Below are 19,153 nucleotides of genomic sequence, written 5' to 3' on the forward strand. Positions count from 1 at the left end.
TTAATGATACTTTCGAAAAAAGGGCTGGGACTGGAGATATCGGCGGAGGGGCTCTCCCTCGCGCTTGCCTCCGGCGGGAAGAACCTGACCGTGCAGGGGGGACTGAGCGTTGCGCTTCCTCCCGGGACCCTGCAGCTCTCCCGGCGCGAACCCAACGTGCTCAACGCGGCCCACTTCGTGTCGGCGGTCCGGGAAGCGCACCTGCGGCTTTTGACCAAGGAGCGGGCGGCCTCCGTCTCGCTTCCCGATACGGTCGGCAGGGTGGTGCTCCTCGACCTCGAGGCCCGCTTCAGGAGCCGCGAGGAGGGGCTGGACATCATCCGCTGGAAGCTCAAGAAGAGTTTCCCGATCGATCTCGGCGCCGTGCAGCTCGACTACCAGACCCTGGACGAGCGGGAAAACGGTGCGGTAAGCCTCCTCGTCTCGCTCTTGTCGCGGCCGGTGGTTGCCCAGTACGAGGAGCTGCTCGGCGAGGCCGGGCTCGAGCCGCGCTTCATCGACTTCACCTCCTTCAACCTGTACCGGCTGTTCTCCCAGCGCCTCGAGATGAGCGAGGACGCCGCCTTCGTCTGCTTCTACCGGGGAGCCTTGACCGTGCTGATCTTCTTCGGCGGGGTGCTCTCCTTCTACCGTACCAAGGAGACCCCGGGGGAGGCCCAGAACCTCTACCGTGAGCTCAACAGCTCGCTCCTCGTCTACCGCGACCGCTACCCGGGTCAGGCCATCGGGGAGGTATTCTGCATGGCCTCCCCGGCGGAGGCGGAACCGTTCCGCGCCCTGGTGGCGGAAACCACCCAGATGGAGCCGGTGCTCTTGGACCTGGAGCGGGCGGTTGCCCTGGGGGGGGGGACGGTCATGGACAAGAACGCCCTGCACGGTCTCTCCGCCGCGCTCGGCGCCGCCTCAAGGAGCCTGTAGATGAGATTTACCATCAACCTCGCCACCAGGCGTTACCTGGACCTCCGCTCCCTCGACGTTGCCCTGGTGCTCGGCTTCCTCGTCTTCGGCGTGTTGCTGGTCGTGCGGGTCGCGGAGGTCGGCTCCAACCAGGGGGAACTCTCCCGTCTCCGTTCGGTCGCGGCGCGGACCGGCCCGACGGCCCCGGCCGGGGTGAGCGAGGCGCAGGTAAAGGTGGTCACCGCCAAGGTCAGCCTCGCCAACAGCCTGATCCGCCAGAAGACCATCGACTGGCTGGGGCTTCTGGACACCCTCGAGGCGGTGGTTCCTTCGGGAGTCGCCCTCGGGCAGATCCAGCCGGGAAAGGTGCTCGGGATCAGCGGGGTCGCCAAGGGATACCCCGAGCTGCAGCACTTTCTGGAGAACATGCAGCGCTCCAAGAGCTTTTCGGACGTCTATCTCCTGAACCAAAATGAGACCAAGGTGGGGGTGACCCAGAGCGGGCTCTCCTTCAACCTGACCTGCAAGGTTACCTACTGATGAACCTACAGCTGCTCCAGGACATCTACACGGCCAGAAAGACGAGCATCGTCCTGCTCCTTTGCCTGCTGCTCATCAACGCCGGGCTCTACATCTACCTGAGCCAGTGGCAAAGGCCGGCCCTGGAGTCGGCCCAGAAGGAATGGTTCGCCAAGAGAGAGGCGCATGCCGACCGCCGTAACGGCTCCTCCGCGGCTGCCTATGCCAAGGCGGTCACCGACCTGGCGGAGTTCCGGAAGCGGCTGATCGCCCGGGAGGATTTCCCCGCCTTCATCGGGCGGCTCTACGCCGTGGCCAAGGGGCGGCACCTGGCGCTGAACTCCATCGCCTACCATCCCGCTCCCCTCAAGGAAGATCCCACCATCCTTGCCTACGGCATCACCTTCGCGGTCGCCGGGCCGTACCCGGCGGTGAAGGGGTTCATGAGCGACCTGGCGAGGCTCCCGCAGATGGTCACCCTCGATTCCGTTTCCCTGGGGAATGGGAGCCGGACTTCCGAAGAGGTGGCGCTCAACATGTCGCTGACCGTCTATCTGGACCAGGGAGGGGCGCGATGAACCGTCAGAAGGTGATCCTTGCCGTCCTGCTCCTGGTTTTCGGCTGTTCCCTGGTCTACAGCTACGTCAAGTCCCCGAAGCAGCGGGTGGCCACCCCGGCGGAACTCGCCCGCCCGGCCGCGCCGGCCAAACGGGCGCCGGTCCAGGCCAAGGCGCGTACCGCGTCCCCGGCAGCGTCGCCGGCACCGGCTGGGGCAATTGCTGGGGCAGCGGCGCCGGCGGCCTCCGGCGACCTCGTGGTCCGTCTCGACCTTCTGGACCGGATTCCCCCCGAGAGGGGAGGCTCCCGCCGCAACATCTTCAGCCCGATCTTCAGGGACGAGACCAAGCTTCCCCCGTTCAAGCCGCTGCCGCCGCTTCCCAAAGCGGCCAAGGCGCTCCCCCCTCTGCCGATGCCGGGGTTGCCGCCGCAGCCGCAGCCGGCACCGCCGCCTCCCGAGCCGCCGGTGAACCTGGAGCTCGGTAAATTCAACTTCGTCGGGTTCCTGAAGAAGAACGGGGACAAGACCGTGTTCCTTTCCAAGAACAATGAGGTTTTCCTGGCCAAGAAAGGGTCGAAGATCGCGGGAGATTTCATGGTCACCGACATCACCGACGAGTCCCTTACCCTCAAGGCGTTGCCGACCGGAAAAGAGTTAGCCATTCCGCTGGTGGAGAATCGCGCGATGTTGACGCGTCACTCCAGAAGGACCCCCTAAGGAGCATCTGCATGCATGTTATGAAACCGATCTGCACCCTTTTGCTGGTGGCGCTGACGCTCACCGGCTGCACCGCCGGGCGCTCTGCCTTCAACAAGGGAGAACGGTTGGAGGCCGCGGGAGACCTCGACGGAGCCCTGGTTAAGTACACCGAAGTGGCCACCGCCCACCCCGAGGTCGGGGAGTATCGGGTGAAGCTGCTTAACACGGTGTCCGCCGCTTCCAAGAAGCACTTCAGTAAGGGTGAGGCGTTCTTCGCCGTCAAGAACTACTCCGATGCCGTCAGGGAGTACGAGACCGCCTACGCCATCGATCCGACCTACGCCCAGGCGAAGCTGCAGGCCGGCCTGGCCCAGAAGCTGGGTAACGCTGCCCTCTACGTGCAGGAGGCGGCCCAGTTCGAGAAGGATCGCAAGCCGCGGGAGGCGCTGGTCTCCTACCGCCACGCCCTCGAGTTCGATCCCAACAGCAGCCAGGCCAAGGAGGGGATCAACCGGCTCACGAGCCTCAAGCATCACAAGCTGGACGGCTACGAGCTGAACCTGAAATCGACCAAGCCGATCACCCTGAAGTTCAAGGACGCCAAGCTCAAGGAGATCTTCAACATCCTCTCCCAGCTCTCCGGGATCAACTTCGTGTTCGACGACACGGTGAAGGACGTGAACATCTCCCTTTTCCTGGAGAACGCCACTTTTCAGCAGGCGATGGAGATCATCACCGGCATGAACAAGCTGGAGAAGAAGGTGCTCAACGAAAGCACCATCATTCTCTATCCCCGCACCCCGGACAAGCTTAAGCAGTACGAAGAGCTGTACGTGGAGACCTTCTACCTCAACAAGCTGGAGGCCAAGAAGGCGGTCAACCTGATCCGCACCATGCTCCAGGTGAAGAAGATCTACGTCAACGACGAGCTGAACGCCCTGGTCATTCGCGACACTCCCGAGGTGATCGCCGTGGCCAGGAAGATTCTCGAGGCCAACGACGTACCGGACGCCGAGGTGCTGCTGGATGTCGAGGTCTTCGAGCTCTCCAAGCAGGATTCGGAGACCTTCGGGCTGGCCCTGTCCAAGTACGGGATCTCGGCTGCGGCCACCCCGCCGAACAGCACCAACCTCTTGACCGACTCCCTTTCCTCGGTGACCACCACCAGCACCACCACGACGACCACGCCGGCGACTCCGTCGAACCTGATCAATTTCTTCGCCTACCGCGGGTACAACGGCTACCTCACGGTCCCCAACGCCACCTTCAACTTCGGCAAGACCCTCTCCAATGGCGAGACGCTGGCCAATCCGAAGATCAGGGTGAAAAACCGGGAGAAGGCGAAGTTCAACGTCGGCACCAGGGTCCCGATCACCACCACCTCCTCTCCCTCCGGTGGCGGCGTGAGCGTCAACGTCCAGTACGTCGACGTCGGTGTCAAGGTCAACGCGGAACCGACCATCCAGCTCAACAACGAGGTCTCCATCAAGCTGGGGGTCGAGGTCAGTACCATCACCGACAAGTCGGTTATCGGTACCGACCAGGCCACCACGGTGGTCACCATCGGTACCAGGAACCTCGACACCGTACTGTCCCTCAAGGACGGCGAGACCACCATCATCGGCGGCCTGATCCAGAAGAACAGGACCGACAGCAAGCAGAAGATCTTTTTGCTGGGGGACATCCCCTTCCTGGGGAACCTCTTCACCAACACCAACGATTCGGCCGGCAAGTCCGAGATCCTGCTCGCCATCACCCCCAGGATCGTGCGCGGGGTGACCGTGCCGGAAGGGGACGTGGCGGCGTTCTGGTCCGGCCGCGAGGAAGAGCCTTCCACCAACAAACCGTACTCATCGTTCGAAGAGCCTGACACGCTTTCCGATGGTGCCGCGCCGGCTCCCGGCGCGAACCTTGCGCCGGGCTCGCCGGCGGTGTCGGCCACCCCGGCGGCCGCCGATACCACCGCCCCCGGCTCGGGCCCGGGACGCGCCAGGAGAAAGCCTGCCTCGATGACCAGGACGACCACCGCGCCCTCCGCCGCGGTGGCGCCTGAGAGTGGGGCGGCTGGCCAGCCGGCTCCCGAGGCCGCCGGGGAAACGGTCGCTCCCGCCGCCAACGCCGCGGTTCCCGTTCCGGTAGCGGCTCCTCCGGCACCGGCCCCGGTAGCAGCCCCTCCGGCTCCCGGCGCGCCGGTTGCCGTGCCGGTGACACCTCCTTCCCAGGCCGTGCCGGCCCCGGTCCCCGTGCCTGCCGTGCCCGCGCCGCCGGCCAGCAAGGCGGTGGTCCCGGTGTCCAAGCTTTCGCTGGCCCTCGGGGTACCCGCCACCGTGAACATCCGGGACCGCTTCGACGTCAAGGTGAACGTGGACGGCGCCAAGGACCTCTACAACTCGGTCTTCGTCCTCACCTACGACCCGAAGCTGCTGGAGCCGGTCAGCCAGGCGGCCGGTCCCTTCCTGAAGAAGGACGGGCAACAGGTCAACTTCCAGTCCTTCGTCCTGAAGTCCAAGGGTGAGCTCTGGATCACCGCCTCCCGGATGACGGCGCCGGCCGGGGTCACCGGGGACGGTACGCTGGCGATCGCCACCTTCAAGGCCATCGCCAACGGCAAGGCGAACCTCGGTTTCGCCAACACCAACTTCAGCACCAAGCCAGGCGGCGTGATCGCGGTCACACCCTTCAAGGCGATTGTGGAGGTAAAGTAGCCTCTGTCTGCTACTACCATGCTGACCATCCTTAAAAATAACCGCGGACTGACCCTCATCGAGCTGGTGGTGACCGCCATCATCCTGTCGCTGCTCGGCGCCCTGGTCGTCCCTTCGGCGCGCCTCACCGTGAAGCGGACCAAGGAGATCGAGCTCAGGCGCAACCTGCGCGAGATCAGGGACGCCCTCGACTCGTACAAGAAGTACCGCGACCAGGCCGTGCTCGAGAAAAAGATCACGGCGAGCGTTGACGAGTCGGGCTATCCGAAGACCCTGCAGACGCTGGTGGACGGCGACGACTTCGGCGGCCTGCTTCCCAAGAAAAAGTTTCTGCGCAGGATTCCGCGGGACCCCTTCTTCCCGGTGAAGGGTGACGAGATCCCGTGGCGGATGCGCTCCTACACGGACGACCCGGACAGCCGAATCTGGGGCGGCCAGGACGTCTTCGACGTCTCCTCCCAAAGCGAAGAGACCGCCATCGACGGCACCAAATACAAGGACTGGTGACATGCTGAAACGCCTTACGAGACTGGCCGGGACGCAACGGGGGTTCACGATGATCGAATTGATGATCGTGATCTCCATCATCGGCATTCTGGCCGCCATTGCGGCTCCCAACTACCAGTGGGGGATCGTCCGGGCGCGGGAGTCCGTGCTGCGCGAGGACCTCTACATGATGCGTTCCGCCATCGACCAGTTCGCCGCCGACCAGGGGCGCTACCCCGACTCGCTCCAGGAGCTGGCCGATAACAAGAACCAGTACATAAAGAACGTCCCCAAGGACCCCTTCACCCGCAAGGACGACTGGACCACCGATCCCCCTCCGCCGCCCGCCGAAGGGCAGGAGGTCAAGGGTAACGTCTACGATGTCCACAGCCGTTCCGAGGTGGTCGGTTCCGACGGAGTCCCCTACAGCAAGTGGTAGCCTTCCGGCTGCCAAGCGCCATCGCCACGAGGCCTGATTCAGATGATTCAACTGCACAATGTTTCGATGTCCTACCAGGGTGACGCCCCGGCGCTCAACGACATCACTCTCAAGATCCCCAAAGGGGATTTTGTTTTTTTGACCGGGCAGTCCGGGGCCGGCAAGTCGACCCTCTTGAAGCTCATCTACGCCGAGCTCTCCCCCACCCGGGGACAGGTGCTGATCGACGGACAGAACCTGACCCGGCTCTCCCGCTCGCAGATCCCCCTTTTGCGCCGCAACATCGGCGTGGTCTTCCAGGACTACAAGCTCCTCCCCAACCGCACCGTTTTGGAGAACGTGGCCATCACCCTGGAGGTGCTCGGGTGGGGCAAGCGCGACATCGGGAGGAAGGTCTTCCACATGCTGAAGCAACTCGGAATCGAGGACAAGGTGAACGCCACTCCGCTGAAACTCTCCGGTGGCCAGCAGCAGCGGGTGGCGCTCGCCCGTGCCCTGGTGAACGACCCGAAGATCCTGATCGCCGACGAGCCGACCGGCAACCTCGACGACGAGAACAAGGAGCAGATCCTGGAGATCTTCAAGGAGGCCAACATCCGCGGCACCACCGTGGTGGTCGCCACCCACGACCGGCGGGTGATCACCAACTCGCACCGCCGGGTGATCCGGCTGGAGCAGGGGAGGGTGATCGAAGACGGCGGCGGAACTCCCGAGCACGCCGCCCTTGCGGAGGACGGCTATGAGCAATAAAGCGAAGCACGCGGTGCGTCCCAAGCTCGCGCAGGAGGGTTTCTTCGGCCGCCTCTCCTACTTCTCGTCGCGCGCGCTGGCGAACCTCAGGCAGAACCCCTTCGTGAGCGTGGTCACCGTCGGGACCATCGCCCTGGCGCTCTTGATCGCCTCGCTCTTTCTCCTGGTGTACGTGAACCTCGAGCACATGGCGCAGGGGTGGAGCGACAAGGTCCAGGTGACCGTCTACTTCGACAAGGAACCGGCCCCGCTCGCGGTCACCGCCCTCAAGGGGAGGATCATGAACATCCCCGGCGCCTCCAAGGTGCTCTTCGTCTCCCAGCAGGAGGCCGAGAAGAGGCTGCGCGCCCGCCTAAAGGGGCAGGAATCGCTTCTCGAGGGGGTGACGGCGGACGTCCTCCCCGCCTCCATGGAGATCAGCCTCGACCGCTCGCACCGCGACACCGCGCAGGTCGCCACCTTCGTCTCGTCGCTAAAGAAGATCGACGGGATCGGGGAGGTGCAGTACGGCGAGGAGTGGGTGAAGCGCTTCAACTCCTTCATGAACCTGTTCCGGCTGATGGGAATGCTCCTAGGGGGCTTCCTGGCGGTCACCGTGCTCTTCATCGTCTCCAACACCATCAAGCTGACCATCTACGCCAGGAAGGACGAACTGGAGGTGCTCGGCCTGGTAGGTGCCACCCGTCTCTTCATCAAGGCCCCCTTCCTGATCGAGGGGGTCCTGCAGGGGGCGCTGGGAGCGGTGCTCTCGGTGGCGGCGCTTTTGGTCTGCTACTACGCCTTCCTGAAAAACGCCGGCAACTTCCTCGGGGTCAATCCCGCTTCGGCCGGGTTGTCGTTTCTGCCGCCGGCCCACCTGGCAGGGATTCTGCTGGGGGGGGTGCTGCTCGGGTTCATCGGGAGCGCAACCTCCCTCAGAAGGTTCGTGAACGTCTAGCATGAGAATAACCGGAGCCATAATCCTCCTGCTCCTGCTCGTGCCGTCGCTTTCGCTTGCGGGGGTGCGCGAGGACCTGCAGGGGGTCAAGAAGCAGATCAAGGAGAAGAACGCCCTCCTGTCGAAGACCAAGAAGGTCGAGACCCAGGTCAGCGGGGAGCTCCAGCAGATCCAGAAGTCCCTGGCCGAAAAGCAGGCGAAGCTCGTCACGCTCGGCCGCGACCTCGCAGTGGTGGAGAAGGGTGTCGACAAGACCATGCAGGAGATCGAGCGCGAGCGCCAGGAAGCCGAGAAAAAGCGCCAGCAGATCAACCGCCGGGTGGCCGCCCTTTACAAGGGGGGGGATACCGGGAACCTGCGGGTCTTCTTCTCCTCCGAATCGTTTCCCCAGATGAGCGAGAACCTCAAGTACCTGCGGAGCGTCCTGGAAAACGACAAGAAGCTCTTCGCCCAGTACAGCGAGAACCTCGACCGCTTGCGGGGGTTGAAGCAGCGCCTGGAGCAGGAGGCTGCCCGCAAGGAGGGGATCCGCCAGTCGATGGAGGCCAAGAAGCGGGAGATCGAGGAGGAGAAGCAGAAAAAGGCCGATTACCTCGCCAAGGTCCGCAAGGACAAGCAGGGGTACCTGGCCTCGATCAAGGATCTCCAGGCCAACGCCCGCAGGCTTCAGGCCATGTTCGCGAAGCTGGAGGCGAGAAACCGAAAGGCGCTTGAAGCCCACAATCGAAAGGGGTATAGTTCCAAGGCTCACGGCAAGGGTGAACAGGCCCTGCTGCCGGCGCCGCCTCCGGTTCCCGACCACGGGATGGGGAGTCAGAAGGGGAGACTCTCCATGCCGGTCAAAGGGACCATCGTGGACCGCTTCGGAAGGCATAAATCTCCCGAGTTCAACTCCTTCACTGTCAGTAACGGCATTTCGGTGGCCGCCCCGGCGGGTACACCCATCCGCGCCGTGTATGACGGAGAAGTGATTTTTGCCAACTATTTCAAAGGGTATGGTAATATGGTTATCGTTGACCACGGGGGAGGCTTTTTCAGTCTCTACGCCCACGCTTCCTCAGTGGCCAAAAAGGTGGGGTCCAAGGTGGCCAGAAACGATGTCCTGGCTAGCGTAGGGGATGTCGACTCGGCTAAGGGCCCCATGCTCTATTTCGAGATCAGATACCAGGGAAAACCGGTTGATCCGTCGCCCTGGTTCAGATGACAGTCTAGGACAAGCAACCTATAAGGGAGGCAGAATGTTCAAGGGCAGTAAATTCAAGAAGGTGACTGTGTTTGTCACCACCGTTTCCCTGCTTACGCTGGCCATCGCTTTCGGGGTCCAGCGCAGATGTGCGGCCCAAGGTGGCGGCAACGATTACGAGTCGATCGAGCTCTTTACCGATGTACTGGCCATCGTCAAGAAGAGTTACGTGGAAGAGGTGGATACCAAGAAGCTCATCTACGGGGCCATCAACGGCATGCTCACGTCGCTCGATCCCCACAGCTCCTTCATGCCTCCCGAAACCTACAAGGAGATGAAGATCGACACCAAGGGTGCCTTCGGCGGTCTCGGCATCGAGATCACCGTGAAGGACGGCATCCTCACCGTCATCTCCCCGATCGAGGACACCCCCGCCTTCAAGGCCGGCATCAAGGCCGGCGACCAGATCCTCAAGATCGACGACAAGTTCACCAAGGACCTGACCATCACCGAGGCGGTGAAAAGGATGAGGGGGGTCAAGGGGACCAAGGTCACCCTGACCATCATGCGTGAAGGGTTCGAGAAGACCAAGGAGTTCACCCTCGAGCGCGACATCATCCAGGTCAAGAGCGTCAAGTACAAGGTGCTCGACGACGGCTACGGCTACATCAGGATCTCCCAGTTCCAGGAGAAGACCGACGACGACCTCGAGAAGGCGCTTAGGGCGCTGGAGCCGGACAACAAGAAACTCAAGGGGCTGGTGCTCGACCTGAGGAACGATCCCGGCGGGCTCCTCGACCAGGCGGTCCGCGTCTGCGAGCACTTCATCGACGAAGGGAAACTGATCGTCTACACCGAAGGGCGCGAGAAGGATTCCCAGATGCGTTTCACCTCGAGGAAGGGGGGCAAGGAGTCCGGCTACCCGATCGTGGTGCTGATCAACTCCGGTTCGGCCTCGGCCTCCGAGATCGTGGCCGGCTGCCTGCAGGACCACAAGCGCGCCGTGGTCATGGGTACCCAGAGCTTCGGCAAGGGTAGCGTCCAGACCATCATCCCGCTCTCCGACAACTCGGGCCTGCGGCTCACCACCGCCCGTTACTTCACCCCGAGCGGACGCTCCATCCAGGCCAAGGGGATCACCCCGGACATCGTGGCCGAGAAGGTGGAGATCGCCGCCACCCCCGAGAAGAAGGACGGGATGCACATCAGGGAGAAGGACCTCGAGAACCACTTCGAGAACGACAAGAAGGATGATGCCGACGCGAAGAAGGCGGCCCCGGCTCCCTACAAGACCGACGAGCAGATCAAGGGTGACTCTCAGATCCTGCGTGCGCTCGATCTCCTCAAAGGGTGGGACATCCTCAAGGCCATGGGGAAACTCTCCTGACCGTGAGGTAACAACCGGCTAATAGAAAACGGAAGGGAAGCTGGATCTCCCTTCCGTTTTTTTTATGCTCTTTGCAGACAATCGCCGACCTTCGCTGTGCCGCGTTCATCCTCAATCGTCTTGACACTTTCCGGGGCGGTCAGTAAAGTTTATACCTATAACTGCCGCGGCTTTTAGGTAATCGAGCCGCTGTTTAACAGTCCCGGCCTCGACCTATGAGCGCTGCTTCTATGAGGTGATGCATGCCGAAGTTCAACCGTATCCTCCGCACCCTTCTGGCCACCCTGTTACTTCTTCTTCCCGTATCAGCCTTTGCCGCATCCCAACTAACCATCTCCTCGCCCAACAACGACGGGAATTTCGTCGTTCAGGGGAATCTCCAGGGCGTTGGCGGCATCCATCTCAATATCGGTTACGACTCCACCACACTGTCCAATCCCTCGGTGACCACAGGAGCGCTGCTGGGGGGGATGATGGTGGTCCCCAACGCCGGTGCGAACCCAATTCAGGTCGCAGGTGTCATGTCCGGAAAAACCATCACCTCCAACGGTGTTGCCCTTTCCATCAGTTTTACCCCGGTCGCCGGCACCGCCGGAGTGATCACCTCTTTTAGCGTCCAAGCCGTCGATAGTAATGGCAAAAATGTAGCCGTGGCCACCTACATACGGAACCCGTCAGCGGTCGCCTCCAATACCGATACCACTGCCGGTAGCGCTAGCGGGGGCGGATCGCCGAGCGGCGGCACCACCCCCGGCACCCCCGGCACCACCGGCACCACCGACACCACGACGGCGGCCAAAGGGACGACCTCCACGCAGCCCTTCGTGGCCGGAGGGACCCTGACCTTCCCGGGCGACAGTGCCCCGACCGACACCCAGGCCCCCCGTGCGGCCCAGCCCGCCGACCAGGAGGGGCAGGGGCGGGGCGCTAGCCAGGGTGCTGCCGCCCAAACCGCTTCCACTCCGCCGGCGGACCAGCAGGAGAGCACCGGCAAGCCGGCCCCCCAGCAGGTTTACCAGGCGAGGCAGTTGGTCAGCGTCCTTGAGCGCTTCAGGCTCTTCACCGGCGATAAGACTCCTCAAAACCTCATGGCGTTGTTCAGGCCGGAAAACTCTACAACCTTCGCCCAGACCCCGCCGGTGGCTATTGCCGACGGTAAGTCCACGGTGATTCTTACCATCACCGGCGTTCCCGGCGACCGCGCTCCCAACTTCTCCTTCACCTCGGCCCATTACGTGGCCCTGGACCGGACCGGCGACGGCGAATGGGAGATCGAGGTCCGCCCCGACCAGGGGACCGTCGGTGCCTCGGTTACCATGCTGCACGGCGGCGTGGTGCAGGAATTCCCGCTGACGGTGGCTCCCAGGGTGGATCTGCCGACTGCCAAGAAGGGGACCGCGCCTTCCGAGGCCGACTTCGCACTGTTCCTCAAGGAGCGGGGCACCGCCTCGGCACCGAAGTACGATCTCAACGGCGACGGCAAGCGTGACTATGTCGACGACTACATCTACACCGCGAACTATCTGGACCGCCTGCAGCAGAAAACGGTGCAACCGGCCAAGTAACCGTCCGGGTCAGATGTACCATCAAGGGATGCCTCTTCGACTGACAGTGAAGAGGCATTTCTTTTGGGGCTGCGGGAGGCCGGGATCACGGTTTTTCTGTTGCCGCCGCCAGGGGAGTTAAGGTATAGAATCGGGATCGGTTTTTGCCCAAATCCTGCGCATCACCACGACTCTTTGGAGCAGGTTTCTACCCTTTGAGAAACGGGGCGGGATCTGTCTTGCGTTCGTTCAGTTGGAAATGTTGAAACTCTGACTTCTATTACATCGATCAAAGGGAGGAGACATGCCGGCATTAAAGGACAGCACGCTTTTTCAGCAGCTCTGTTACATAGACGGGAAATGGGTCGGCGCAGATAGCGGCGAGACTCTCGACGTGAGCAATCCCGCCACCGGGGAAAAGATCGGCACCATCCCGAAGATGGGGGCTGCCGAGACGCGCCGGGCCATCGAGGCGGCCAACCGGGCGTACCCGGCCTGGCGTGCGAAGACCGCCCACGAGCGCTCGCTGATCCTGCGGAAATGGTCGGATCTCATGCTGGAGAACCAGGAAGATCTCGCCGTGCTGATGACCGCCGAACAGGGGAAACCGCTGGCTGAGTCGAAGGGCGAAATCGTCTACGCCGCTTCCTTCATCGAGTGGTTCGCGGAAGAGGGGAGACGTATCTACGGGGACGTGATTCCTCCCCACCAGAGCGACAAACGGATCGTGGTGACCAAGGAGCCGATCGGCGTCTGCGCCGCCATCACCCCCTGGAACTTCCCGTCCGCCATGATCACGAGGAAAGCGGGGCCTGCGCTGGCCGCCGGCTGCACCATGGTGGTGAAGCCCGCCACTGCCACCCCGTATTCCGCCCTGGCCCTGGCCGAGCTTGCCCGTCGCGCCGGGGTCCCGGACGGCGTCTTCTCGGTGGTGACCGGCTCCTCCGGCCCGATCGGCGGGGAGTTGACCGGGAACCCCCTGGTGCGCAAGCTGACCTTCACCGGCTCCACCGAGATCGGCAAGAAGCTGATGGCACAGTGTGCGGGGACCGTGAAGAAGGTATCCCTGGAACTGGGCGGCAACGCACCCTTCATCGTCTTCGACGACGCCGATATCGATGCGGCAGTGGATGGGGCGCTCATCTCCAAGTACCGCAACACCGGCCAGACCTGCGTCTGCACCAACCGCTTCCTGGTGCAGGATGGCGTCTATGACAAGTTCGCCGAGAAACTCGCGGCCGCCGTCAACAAGATGGTGGTGGGGGACGGCCTGAAAGGCGAGACCCAGCAGGGTCCGCTCATCGACGGGGCCGCGGTGGACAAGGTCGAGGAGCATATCAACGATGCGCTCGCCAAGGGCGCCCGCGTCATCACCGGCGGCAAGCGCCACCCCCTGGGCGGCACCTTCTTCCAGCCGACCGTGCTGGCCGACGTGACGCCGGCGATGCTGGTGGCCCGCGAGGAGACCTTCGGGCCGGTGGCGCCGCTCTTCCGGTTCAAGACCGAGCAGGAGGCGATCCGGATGGCCAACGACACCGAGTTCGGCCTGGCCGCCTACTTCTACAGCCAGGACATCTCCCGCGTCTGGCGGGTTGCCGAAGGGATCGAGTACGGCATCGTCGGCATCAATACCGGCCTGATCTCCACCACCGTCGCCCCCTTCGGCGGCGTCAAGGAGTCCGGCACCGGCCGTGAAGGCTCCAAGTACGGGATCGAGGACTACCTCGAGGTGAAATACCTCTGCATCGGCGGCATCAAGTAAGGAACTACCGTAGCTTCGTAAAAATCCCTCGCCCCTTTAGGGGAGAGGGTGCCGGAAGGCTTTTACTCATACCCTCGCCCCTTTCGGGGAGAGGGTGCCCGAAGGGCGGGTGAGGGCAGATTTTAAGATCTCCCTCACCCCCGCTCATCCCCAGTTATTAAAGGAACCAAGCAGCGCATGCCAGTGATTCACGTTTTTTCAGGCGGTACCCTCACTCCCGGAGAGGCCGGCGTCGTACAGGAGTTACCCCTGGCCCTCCGCGTCAACGACAAAGATATCGTCACCCTGGTCGCCTCTCCCCACGACCTTCGCTTCCTGGTGGCCGGCTTCCTGCGCGTGCAGGGGTTCGTCAGCCGGGCCGAAGACTTCCTCATGCTAAGCGTCTGCAACGACTTCGGCGTCGCCAACGTCCGCATCCGGGGCGAGATGCCGGAGACCCTCAAGCCGATCCTTACCTCCGGCTGCGGCACCGGCGTCACCTTTTCACTCCCCGGCTCCGAGGGGATCCCCGTCGTCGCCAGTCCGGGGCCGGTGTCCACTGCCGCCGTTTTCAACCTGATGGAGCAACTCGCCCAGAAGGCCGAGAAGTACAAGAGCCACGGTGGCGTCCACTCCGCCGCCCTTGGCGACCTGGACGGCGACCTCATGTTCTACGCCGAAGACATCGGGCGCCACAACACCGTCGACCGCCTGGCTGGCGAGGCTCTCTTGAGAAAAACCGACATCGCCGGAAAGATGCTGGTAACCTCGGGCCGCATCTCCGCCGAAATGGCTGCCAAGGCCGCTTTCCTCGGGATTCCGCTCCTTGCGTCCCGCACCTCCCCCACCGACATGGCCATCCGCATCTGCGAGCAAGCCGGCATGGTCCTCATCGGCTACCTGCGCGGCGGCAAGTTCACCGTCTACTCACATCCGGAACTGCTGACCATACCGGACCAAGCGTAGCCGCAATTAGCCCTGACGAAATGGCGCACAATAATTAAAAGCCCACTGGCTTCTTAGCCAGCGGGCTTTTAATTTATCCTGTTTGCTGTTGGTCGGTCAGCTATTGTCATGACGGGCGGTTGCTACAGCGCCGGGGCTGTCTACATAAAGCTCAATAGCTTTCGACACAAACTCGTTGAGAGAGACGTTCGAGGAGAGAGCTTTCAGCGCCGCTTTTCTGTGCAGCTCCTTGCTAATCCTGACGTTGAAGGACCCCTTAAAGGGGCGGTCAGGTTCCTTACCTACCTCGGCGCACGTTCTCAAGTAGTCATCGACTGCGTTTCTGAACTCGCTTTCCAAGGTATCAAAGCGGTCTGCTTCGTAGGTCACCTTGTCATTGATCAGTAAAATCTTCCCGTAGAAGCAACGGTCCTCGACGCTCACTTCGATAGATCCGGTATAACCTTTGTGCTCAAACACATTGCTCATTTTATGAATCCCCCTTCCTGGAGGTGAGAGACCAGCTCTTGGACGGCATACCTTTTCAGTGTTCTTCCCGGATGCGGCTCATGCAGGATGATCAAGGTCTTGGTCTCCTCGTGATAGAACTTTCTCCGCGAGCCTTCGCCTTTGATAAAGGTGAAACCAAGCTGCTGCAGAAGGGCGGTTGCCTCCGTCCAGGTGAAATCGACCGGTTTGCCGAGGAGCCGCCTGAGCAATTTCTCGAGCCTGGACATGGGTGACCTCCTCGGTAGTTATCTCCATTACAGCATGCCGCATCTTTTATGCAACTGTTTTTTAGTTGCAAACATTCCTCGTCCCGTCAATCTGCTTGGCTAGATATTTCCCATATTTCCTCCATTTCAATAATTGACAAACAGGGGTAAAAACTGTATACAGTATCCGTTCCAGCCAACGATGTCTGACCTGTAGTTTCTCCATAACCACCGAAAATAGCAGAACAATTTCTGAGGAGGGATCATGATCGAAGCTTACTTGAAGCAAGAAGCAGAAAGAAATGCTCTCGGCATTCCGGCCAAACCGCTGGATCCGGAGCAGACCGCCGAGCTGTGCAAACTGTTGGAAGCCCCGCCTGCCGGCAAAGAGGCTTTCCTCCTCAACCTCCTCAAAGAGAGGGTTTCCCCGGGTGTTGACCCGGCTGCCGAAGTGAAGGCCGCCTTCCTTGGCCAGATCGTGGCTGGCACCAAGAAGTCCCCGCTCATCTCCAAGAAAGAGGCCGTGCAGATCCTCGGCACCATGCTGGGGGGCTACAACGTGGCCCCGCTGGTCGCCGCCCTCAAAGACGCCGAGCTGGCCGACGAGGCCGTGAAAGCGCTCTGCGGCACCACCCTCGTGTACGACGCCTTCGACGAGGTCGTCGCTCTCTCCAAGACCAGCGCCGCCGCCAAGACCGTTCTCGAGTCCTGGGCCAACGCCGAGTGGTTCACCTCCAAGCCGGGCCTGGCCGAGACCGTCAAGGTGAAGGTCTACAAGGTCGACGGCGAGATCAACACCGACGACTTCTCCCCGGCCGGTGACGCCTGGAGCCGTCCGGACATCCCGCTGCACGCCCTCGCCATGGGCAAGACCCGCTTCCCGGACGGCAACTCCACCATCGCCAAGTTCCGCGCCGATGGTTTCCAGGTCGCTTTCGTGGGCGACGTCGTCGGTACCGGTTCCTCCAGGAAATCCGCCTGCAACAGCGTGCTCTGGCACATCGGTGAGGACATCCCGGCGGTTCCCAACAAGCGTCGTAACGGCATCATCATCGGCGGCGTCATCGCCCCGATCTTCTTCAACACCGCCCAGGACTCCGGCGCCTTCCCGATCAAGACCGACGTGACCAAGATGAAGACCGGCGACGTCATCGTGATCGACTCCAAGAAGGGCGAAGTCAGGACCGAAGGGGGCGAAGTCCTCTCCACCTTCACCGTGGCTCCCAACACCCTCTTTGACGAGTACCGCGCCGGCGGCCGTATCCCGCTGATCATCGGCCGCGCCCTCACCGACCGCGCCCGCAAGGCCCTCGGCCTTGGCGCCACCACCGTCTTCACCCTGCCGGTCAACCCGGTACCGAAGGCAGGCCAGGGCTACTCGCTGGCCCAGAAGATGGTCGGCAAGGCCTGCGGCGTCGAAGGGATCCTCCCGGGTACCGCCTGCGAGCCGAAGATGACCACCGTCGGTTCCCAGGACACCACCGGCCCGATGACCGCCGACGAGCTCAAAGAGCTTGCCTGCCTCAAGTTCCTTGCTCCGATGTTCATGCAGTCCTTCTGCCACACCGCCGCTTACCCGAAACCGGCCGACGTCAAGATGCACAAGACCCTGCCGCAGTTCATCATCGAGCGTGGCGGCGTACCGCTGAAGCCGGGCGACGGCGTCATCCACTCCTGGCTGAACCGTCTGCTGGTTCCGGACACCGTCGGTACCGGCGGCGACTCCCACACCCGTTTCCCGATCGGGATCTCCTTCCCGGCCGGTTCCGGTCTGGTCGCCTTCGCCGGCGCGCTGGGCTTCATGCCGCTCGACATGCCGGAGTCCGTCCTGGTCCGCTTCAAAGGCCAGTTCAACCCGGGCATCACCCTGCGTGACGCCGTGAACGCCATTCCGTACTGGGCCATCAAGCAGGGCCTTTTGACCGTTCCCAAGAAGAACAAGGTCAACATCTTCAACGGCCGCATCCTCGAGATGGAAGGCCTTCCGAACCTCTCCGTCGAGCAGGCCTTCGAGCTGACCGACGCCGCCGCCGAGAGAAGCGCCGCCGCCGGCTGCATCAAGCTCTCCGAGGAGTCGGTGGCTACTTACCTCCGCTCCAACGTGGCCCTCATGAAGCAGATGATCGCCGATGGCTACCAGGACGCCCAGACCCTGCAGAACCGCATCGACGCCGTCAACGAGTGGCTCAAAGCACCGAAGCTCCTCGCCGCCGACGCCAACGCCGAGTACGCCGCCGTCATCGAGATCGACCTCGCCGAGATCACCGAGCCGATCCTCGCCTGCCCGAACGACCCGGACGACGTCAAGCTCCTCTCCGAGGTTGCCGGCACCCCGATCCAGGACGTCTTCCTCGGTTCCTGCATGACCAACATCGGCCACTTCCGCGCCGCCGGCGAAATCTGGAGGGGCCAGAAGTTCAACCCGAACGTCCGCACCTGGATCTGCCCGCCGACCCGCATGGATCAGGCGAAGCTGAAGGACGAGGCTTACTTCTCCGTGTACAGCGCCATGGGCGCCCGCGTGGAAATCGCCGGCTGCTCGCTCTGCATGGGTAACCAGGCCCGCGTGCCCGACGGGGTGAACATGTTCTCCACCTCGACCCGTAACTTCGACGACAGGATCGGCAATGGCGCCAAGGTATTCCTCGGCTCCGCCGAGCTCGGTGCCGTCACCGTCAACCTGGGCAAGCTCCCGACCCCGGCCGAGTACCTCGCCGTCTACAAAGAGAAGGTCGAGCCCAACAAGGCCAGCGTGTACAAGTACCTCCAGTTCGACGAGATGTAATTCGTCGTAGACTGACGCAGCAGCAAAAAGGCCCGCCGGGATTCCGGCGGGCCTTTTTGTTTAGCTGGTGGAAAAACCGGTTGCCCCTTGCTATCGTTTTGGGATGGAGACGACTCGGTGTGTGCGGAGGCCGCCATGGGAGAACGAACGAACTCAGGAGTAATTCCGCCACACGGCGGTTACCAGGGGCTGAAGTCGTACCAAGGGGCGGAGATCATCTATGATGCCACCGTCGGCTTCTGTGACCGCTTCATTGACCGGCGCTCCCGCACCCACGATCAGATGGTGCAGGCGGCCCGCAGCGGCAAACAGAACATCGCCGAAGGAAGCATGGCGAGCGTGACCTCCAAGAAGACGGAGTTGAAGCTAGTCGGAGTAGCGCGCGCGAGCCTTGAGGAGTTGCTGCTGGACTACCGCGACTTTCTGCGGCAGCGGGGGCTGAAGCTCTGGGGAAAAGAGGATGGGCGTGCAGAGGAGGTCCGACAACTGGCCTATAGGGCCAATAGGACCTATGAGACCTATAGGACCTATGTCGAGTCGGACCCGGCGGAGGTGGCGGCCAACACGCTGGTCTGCCTGGTCCACCAGACCAACTTCCTGCTGGACAAGCTGCTCCGCCGCCTGGAGGCCGACTTCTTGCGCGAGGGTGGCTTCACCGAAAAGCTCTACCACGCGCGCCAAGAGGCGCGCGGCAAAAAGTGGTGAACAACAAAAGGCCCGCCGGATTACCGCAAGCCGTTTACCTAACGTGTTGAAAAAATCTTGACAATTACCCGTACCCCCCTAGTCTAAGCGGCTAGGGGGGTTTTGTTATGTCTGTTTCTACAAACGGAGAGGGGCCACCGCGTATCCCGTTGGAAG

18 protein-coding genes are annotated in these 19,153 nt (G+C 62.4%); 16 read left to right on the forward strand and 2 right to left on the reverse strand.

All coding sequences use genetic code 11. From position 1 onward, the window contains the following. Window positions 1-3 precede the first annotated feature (3 nt). The 14 genes from pilM to fdhD all read left to right on the forward strand — a co-directional run bounded on the left by pilM (window position 4) and on the right by fdhD (window position 14,812). A complete protein-coding gene (gene pilM, locus ACYVL5_RS15925) occupies window positions 4-918 on the forward strand; it encodes a type IV pilus biogenesis protein PilM (RefSeq protein ID WP_460596560.1) in 915 nt (304 codons plus the stop codon). Continuing rightward, complete coding sequence (locus tag ACYVL5_RS15930) at window positions 919-1,437, forward strand: PilN domain-containing protein (RefSeq protein ID WP_460596561.1); 519 nt, start codon at window positions 919-921, stop codon at window positions 1,435-1,437. It begins immediately after the preceding gene. Further along, a complete protein-coding gene (pilO, locus tag ACYVL5_RS15935) occupies window positions 1,437-1,994 on the forward strand; it encodes a type 4a pilus biogenesis protein PilO (RefSeq protein WP_460596562.1) in 558 nt (185 codons plus the stop codon). The genes ACYVL5_RS15930 and pilO overlap by 1 nt, the downstream gene beginning before the upstream one ends. Next, entirely contained in the window at window positions 1,991-2,692 is a 702-nt protein-coding gene (locus ACYVL5_RS15940; protein WP_460596563.1) for a type II secretion system protein PulP, read from the forward strand. The genes pilO and ACYVL5_RS15940 overlap by 4 nt, the downstream gene beginning before the upstream one ends. A gap of 11 nt (window positions 2,693-2,703) precedes the next feature. Continuing rightward, window positions 2,704-5,379, forward strand: a complete 2,676-nt coding sequence (locus tag ACYVL5_RS15945) for a cohesin domain-containing protein (RefSeq protein WP_460596564.1) — start codon at window positions 2,704-2,706, stop codon at window positions 5,377-5,379. A gap of 18 nt (window positions 5,380-5,397) precedes the next feature. Then, a complete protein-coding gene (locus tag ACYVL5_RS15950) occupies window positions 5,398-5,886 on the forward strand; it encodes a prepilin-type N-terminal cleavage/methylation domain-containing protein (RefSeq protein WP_460596565.1) in 489 nt (162 codons plus the stop codon). A gap of 1 nt (window position 5,887) precedes the next feature. Beyond that, window positions 5,888-6,304 carry a type IV pilin protein gene (locus tag ACYVL5_RS15955; protein WP_460596566.1) on the forward strand — a complete coding sequence of 139 codons (417 nt, stop codon included), beginning with the start codon at window positions 5,888-5,890 and terminating at the stop codon, window positions 6,302-6,304. 42 nt (window positions 6,305-6,346) lie between these two features. Continuing rightward, entirely contained in the window at window positions 6,347-7,054 is a 708-nt protein-coding gene (gene ftsE, locus ACYVL5_RS15960) for a cell division ATP-binding protein FtsE (protein WP_460596567.1), read from the forward strand. Next, entirely contained in the window at window positions 7,044-7,991 is a 948-nt protein-coding gene (gene ftsX / locus ACYVL5_RS15965; protein WP_460596568.1) for a cell division protein FtsX, read from the forward strand. The genes ftsE and ftsX overlap by 11 nt, the downstream gene beginning before the upstream one ends. A gap of 1 nt (window position 7,992) precedes the next feature. Continuing rightward, window positions 7,993-9,195 carry a murein hydrolase activator EnvC family protein gene (locus ACYVL5_RS15970; RefSeq protein ID WP_460596569.1) on the forward strand — a complete coding sequence of 401 codons (1,203 nt, stop codon included), beginning with the start codon at window positions 7,993-7,995 and terminating at the stop codon, window positions 9,193-9,195. Window positions 9,196-9,229: 34 nt separating this feature from the next. Then, window positions 9,230-10,561, forward strand: coding sequence for a S41 family peptidase (locus ACYVL5_RS15975; RefSeq protein ID WP_460596570.1), 1,332 nt, complete (start codon window positions 9,230-9,232; stop codon window positions 10,559-10,561). 242 nt (window positions 10,562-10,803) lie between these two features. After that, window positions 10,804-12,126, forward strand: coding sequence for a cohesin domain-containing protein (locus tag ACYVL5_RS15980; protein ID WP_460596571.1), 1,323 nt, complete (start codon window positions 10,804-10,806; stop codon window positions 12,124-12,126). Window positions 12,127-12,409: 283 nt separating this feature from the next. Further along, window positions 12,410-13,867, forward strand: coding sequence for an NAD-dependent succinate-semialdehyde dehydrogenase (gabD, locus tag ACYVL5_RS15985; RefSeq protein WP_460596572.1), 1,458 nt, complete (start codon window positions 12,410-12,412; stop codon window positions 13,865-13,867). Between the two features lie 177 nt (window positions 13,868-14,044). After that, the gene (gene fdhD / locus ACYVL5_RS15990) at window positions 14,045-14,812 is read left to right on the forward strand and encodes a formate dehydrogenase accessory sulfurtransferase FdhD (protein WP_460596573.1); all 768 of its coding nucleotides are present in this window, start codon (window positions 14,045-14,047) and stop codon (window positions 14,810-14,812) included. A gap of 96 nt (window positions 14,813-14,908) precedes the next feature. On the opposite strand, the gene ACYVL5_RS15995 is transcribed toward fdhD, so the two are convergent. After that, window positions 14,909-15,280 carry a type II toxin-antitoxin system HicB family antitoxin gene (locus ACYVL5_RS15995; protein ID WP_460596574.1) on the reverse strand — a complete coding sequence of 124 codons (372 nt, stop codon included), beginning with the start codon at window positions 15,278-15,280 and terminating at the stop codon, window positions 14,909-14,911. After that, window positions 15,277-15,528, reverse strand: a complete 252-nt coding sequence (locus ACYVL5_RS16000) for a type II toxin-antitoxin system HicA family toxin (RefSeq protein WP_460596575.1) — start codon at window positions 15,526-15,528, stop codon at window positions 15,277-15,279. Before ACYVL5_RS16000 ends, ACYVL5_RS15995 begins: the two co-directional genes overlap by 4 nt. A 244-nt stretch (window positions 15,529-15,772) precedes the next feature. Between ACYVL5_RS16000 and acnB the strand changes: the two genes are divergently transcribed. Both acnB and ACYVL5_RS16010 read left to right on the forward strand, forming a co-directional pair. Next, entirely contained in the window at window positions 15,773-18,292 is a 2,520-nt protein-coding gene (acnB, locus tag ACYVL5_RS16005) for a bifunctional aconitate hydratase 2/2-methylisocitrate dehydratase (RefSeq protein ID WP_460596576.1), read from the forward strand. Between the two features lie 135 nt (window positions 18,293-18,427). Next, window positions 18,428-18,997: a four helix bundle suffix domain-containing protein gene (locus ACYVL5_RS16010; protein WP_460596577.1), complete on the forward strand. Its 570-nt coding sequence runs from the start codon at window positions 18,428-18,430 to the stop codon at window positions 18,995-18,997. Window positions 18,998-19,153 lie beyond the last annotated feature (156 nt).

The organism is Geomonas sp. Red276 (assembly GCF_054784495.1).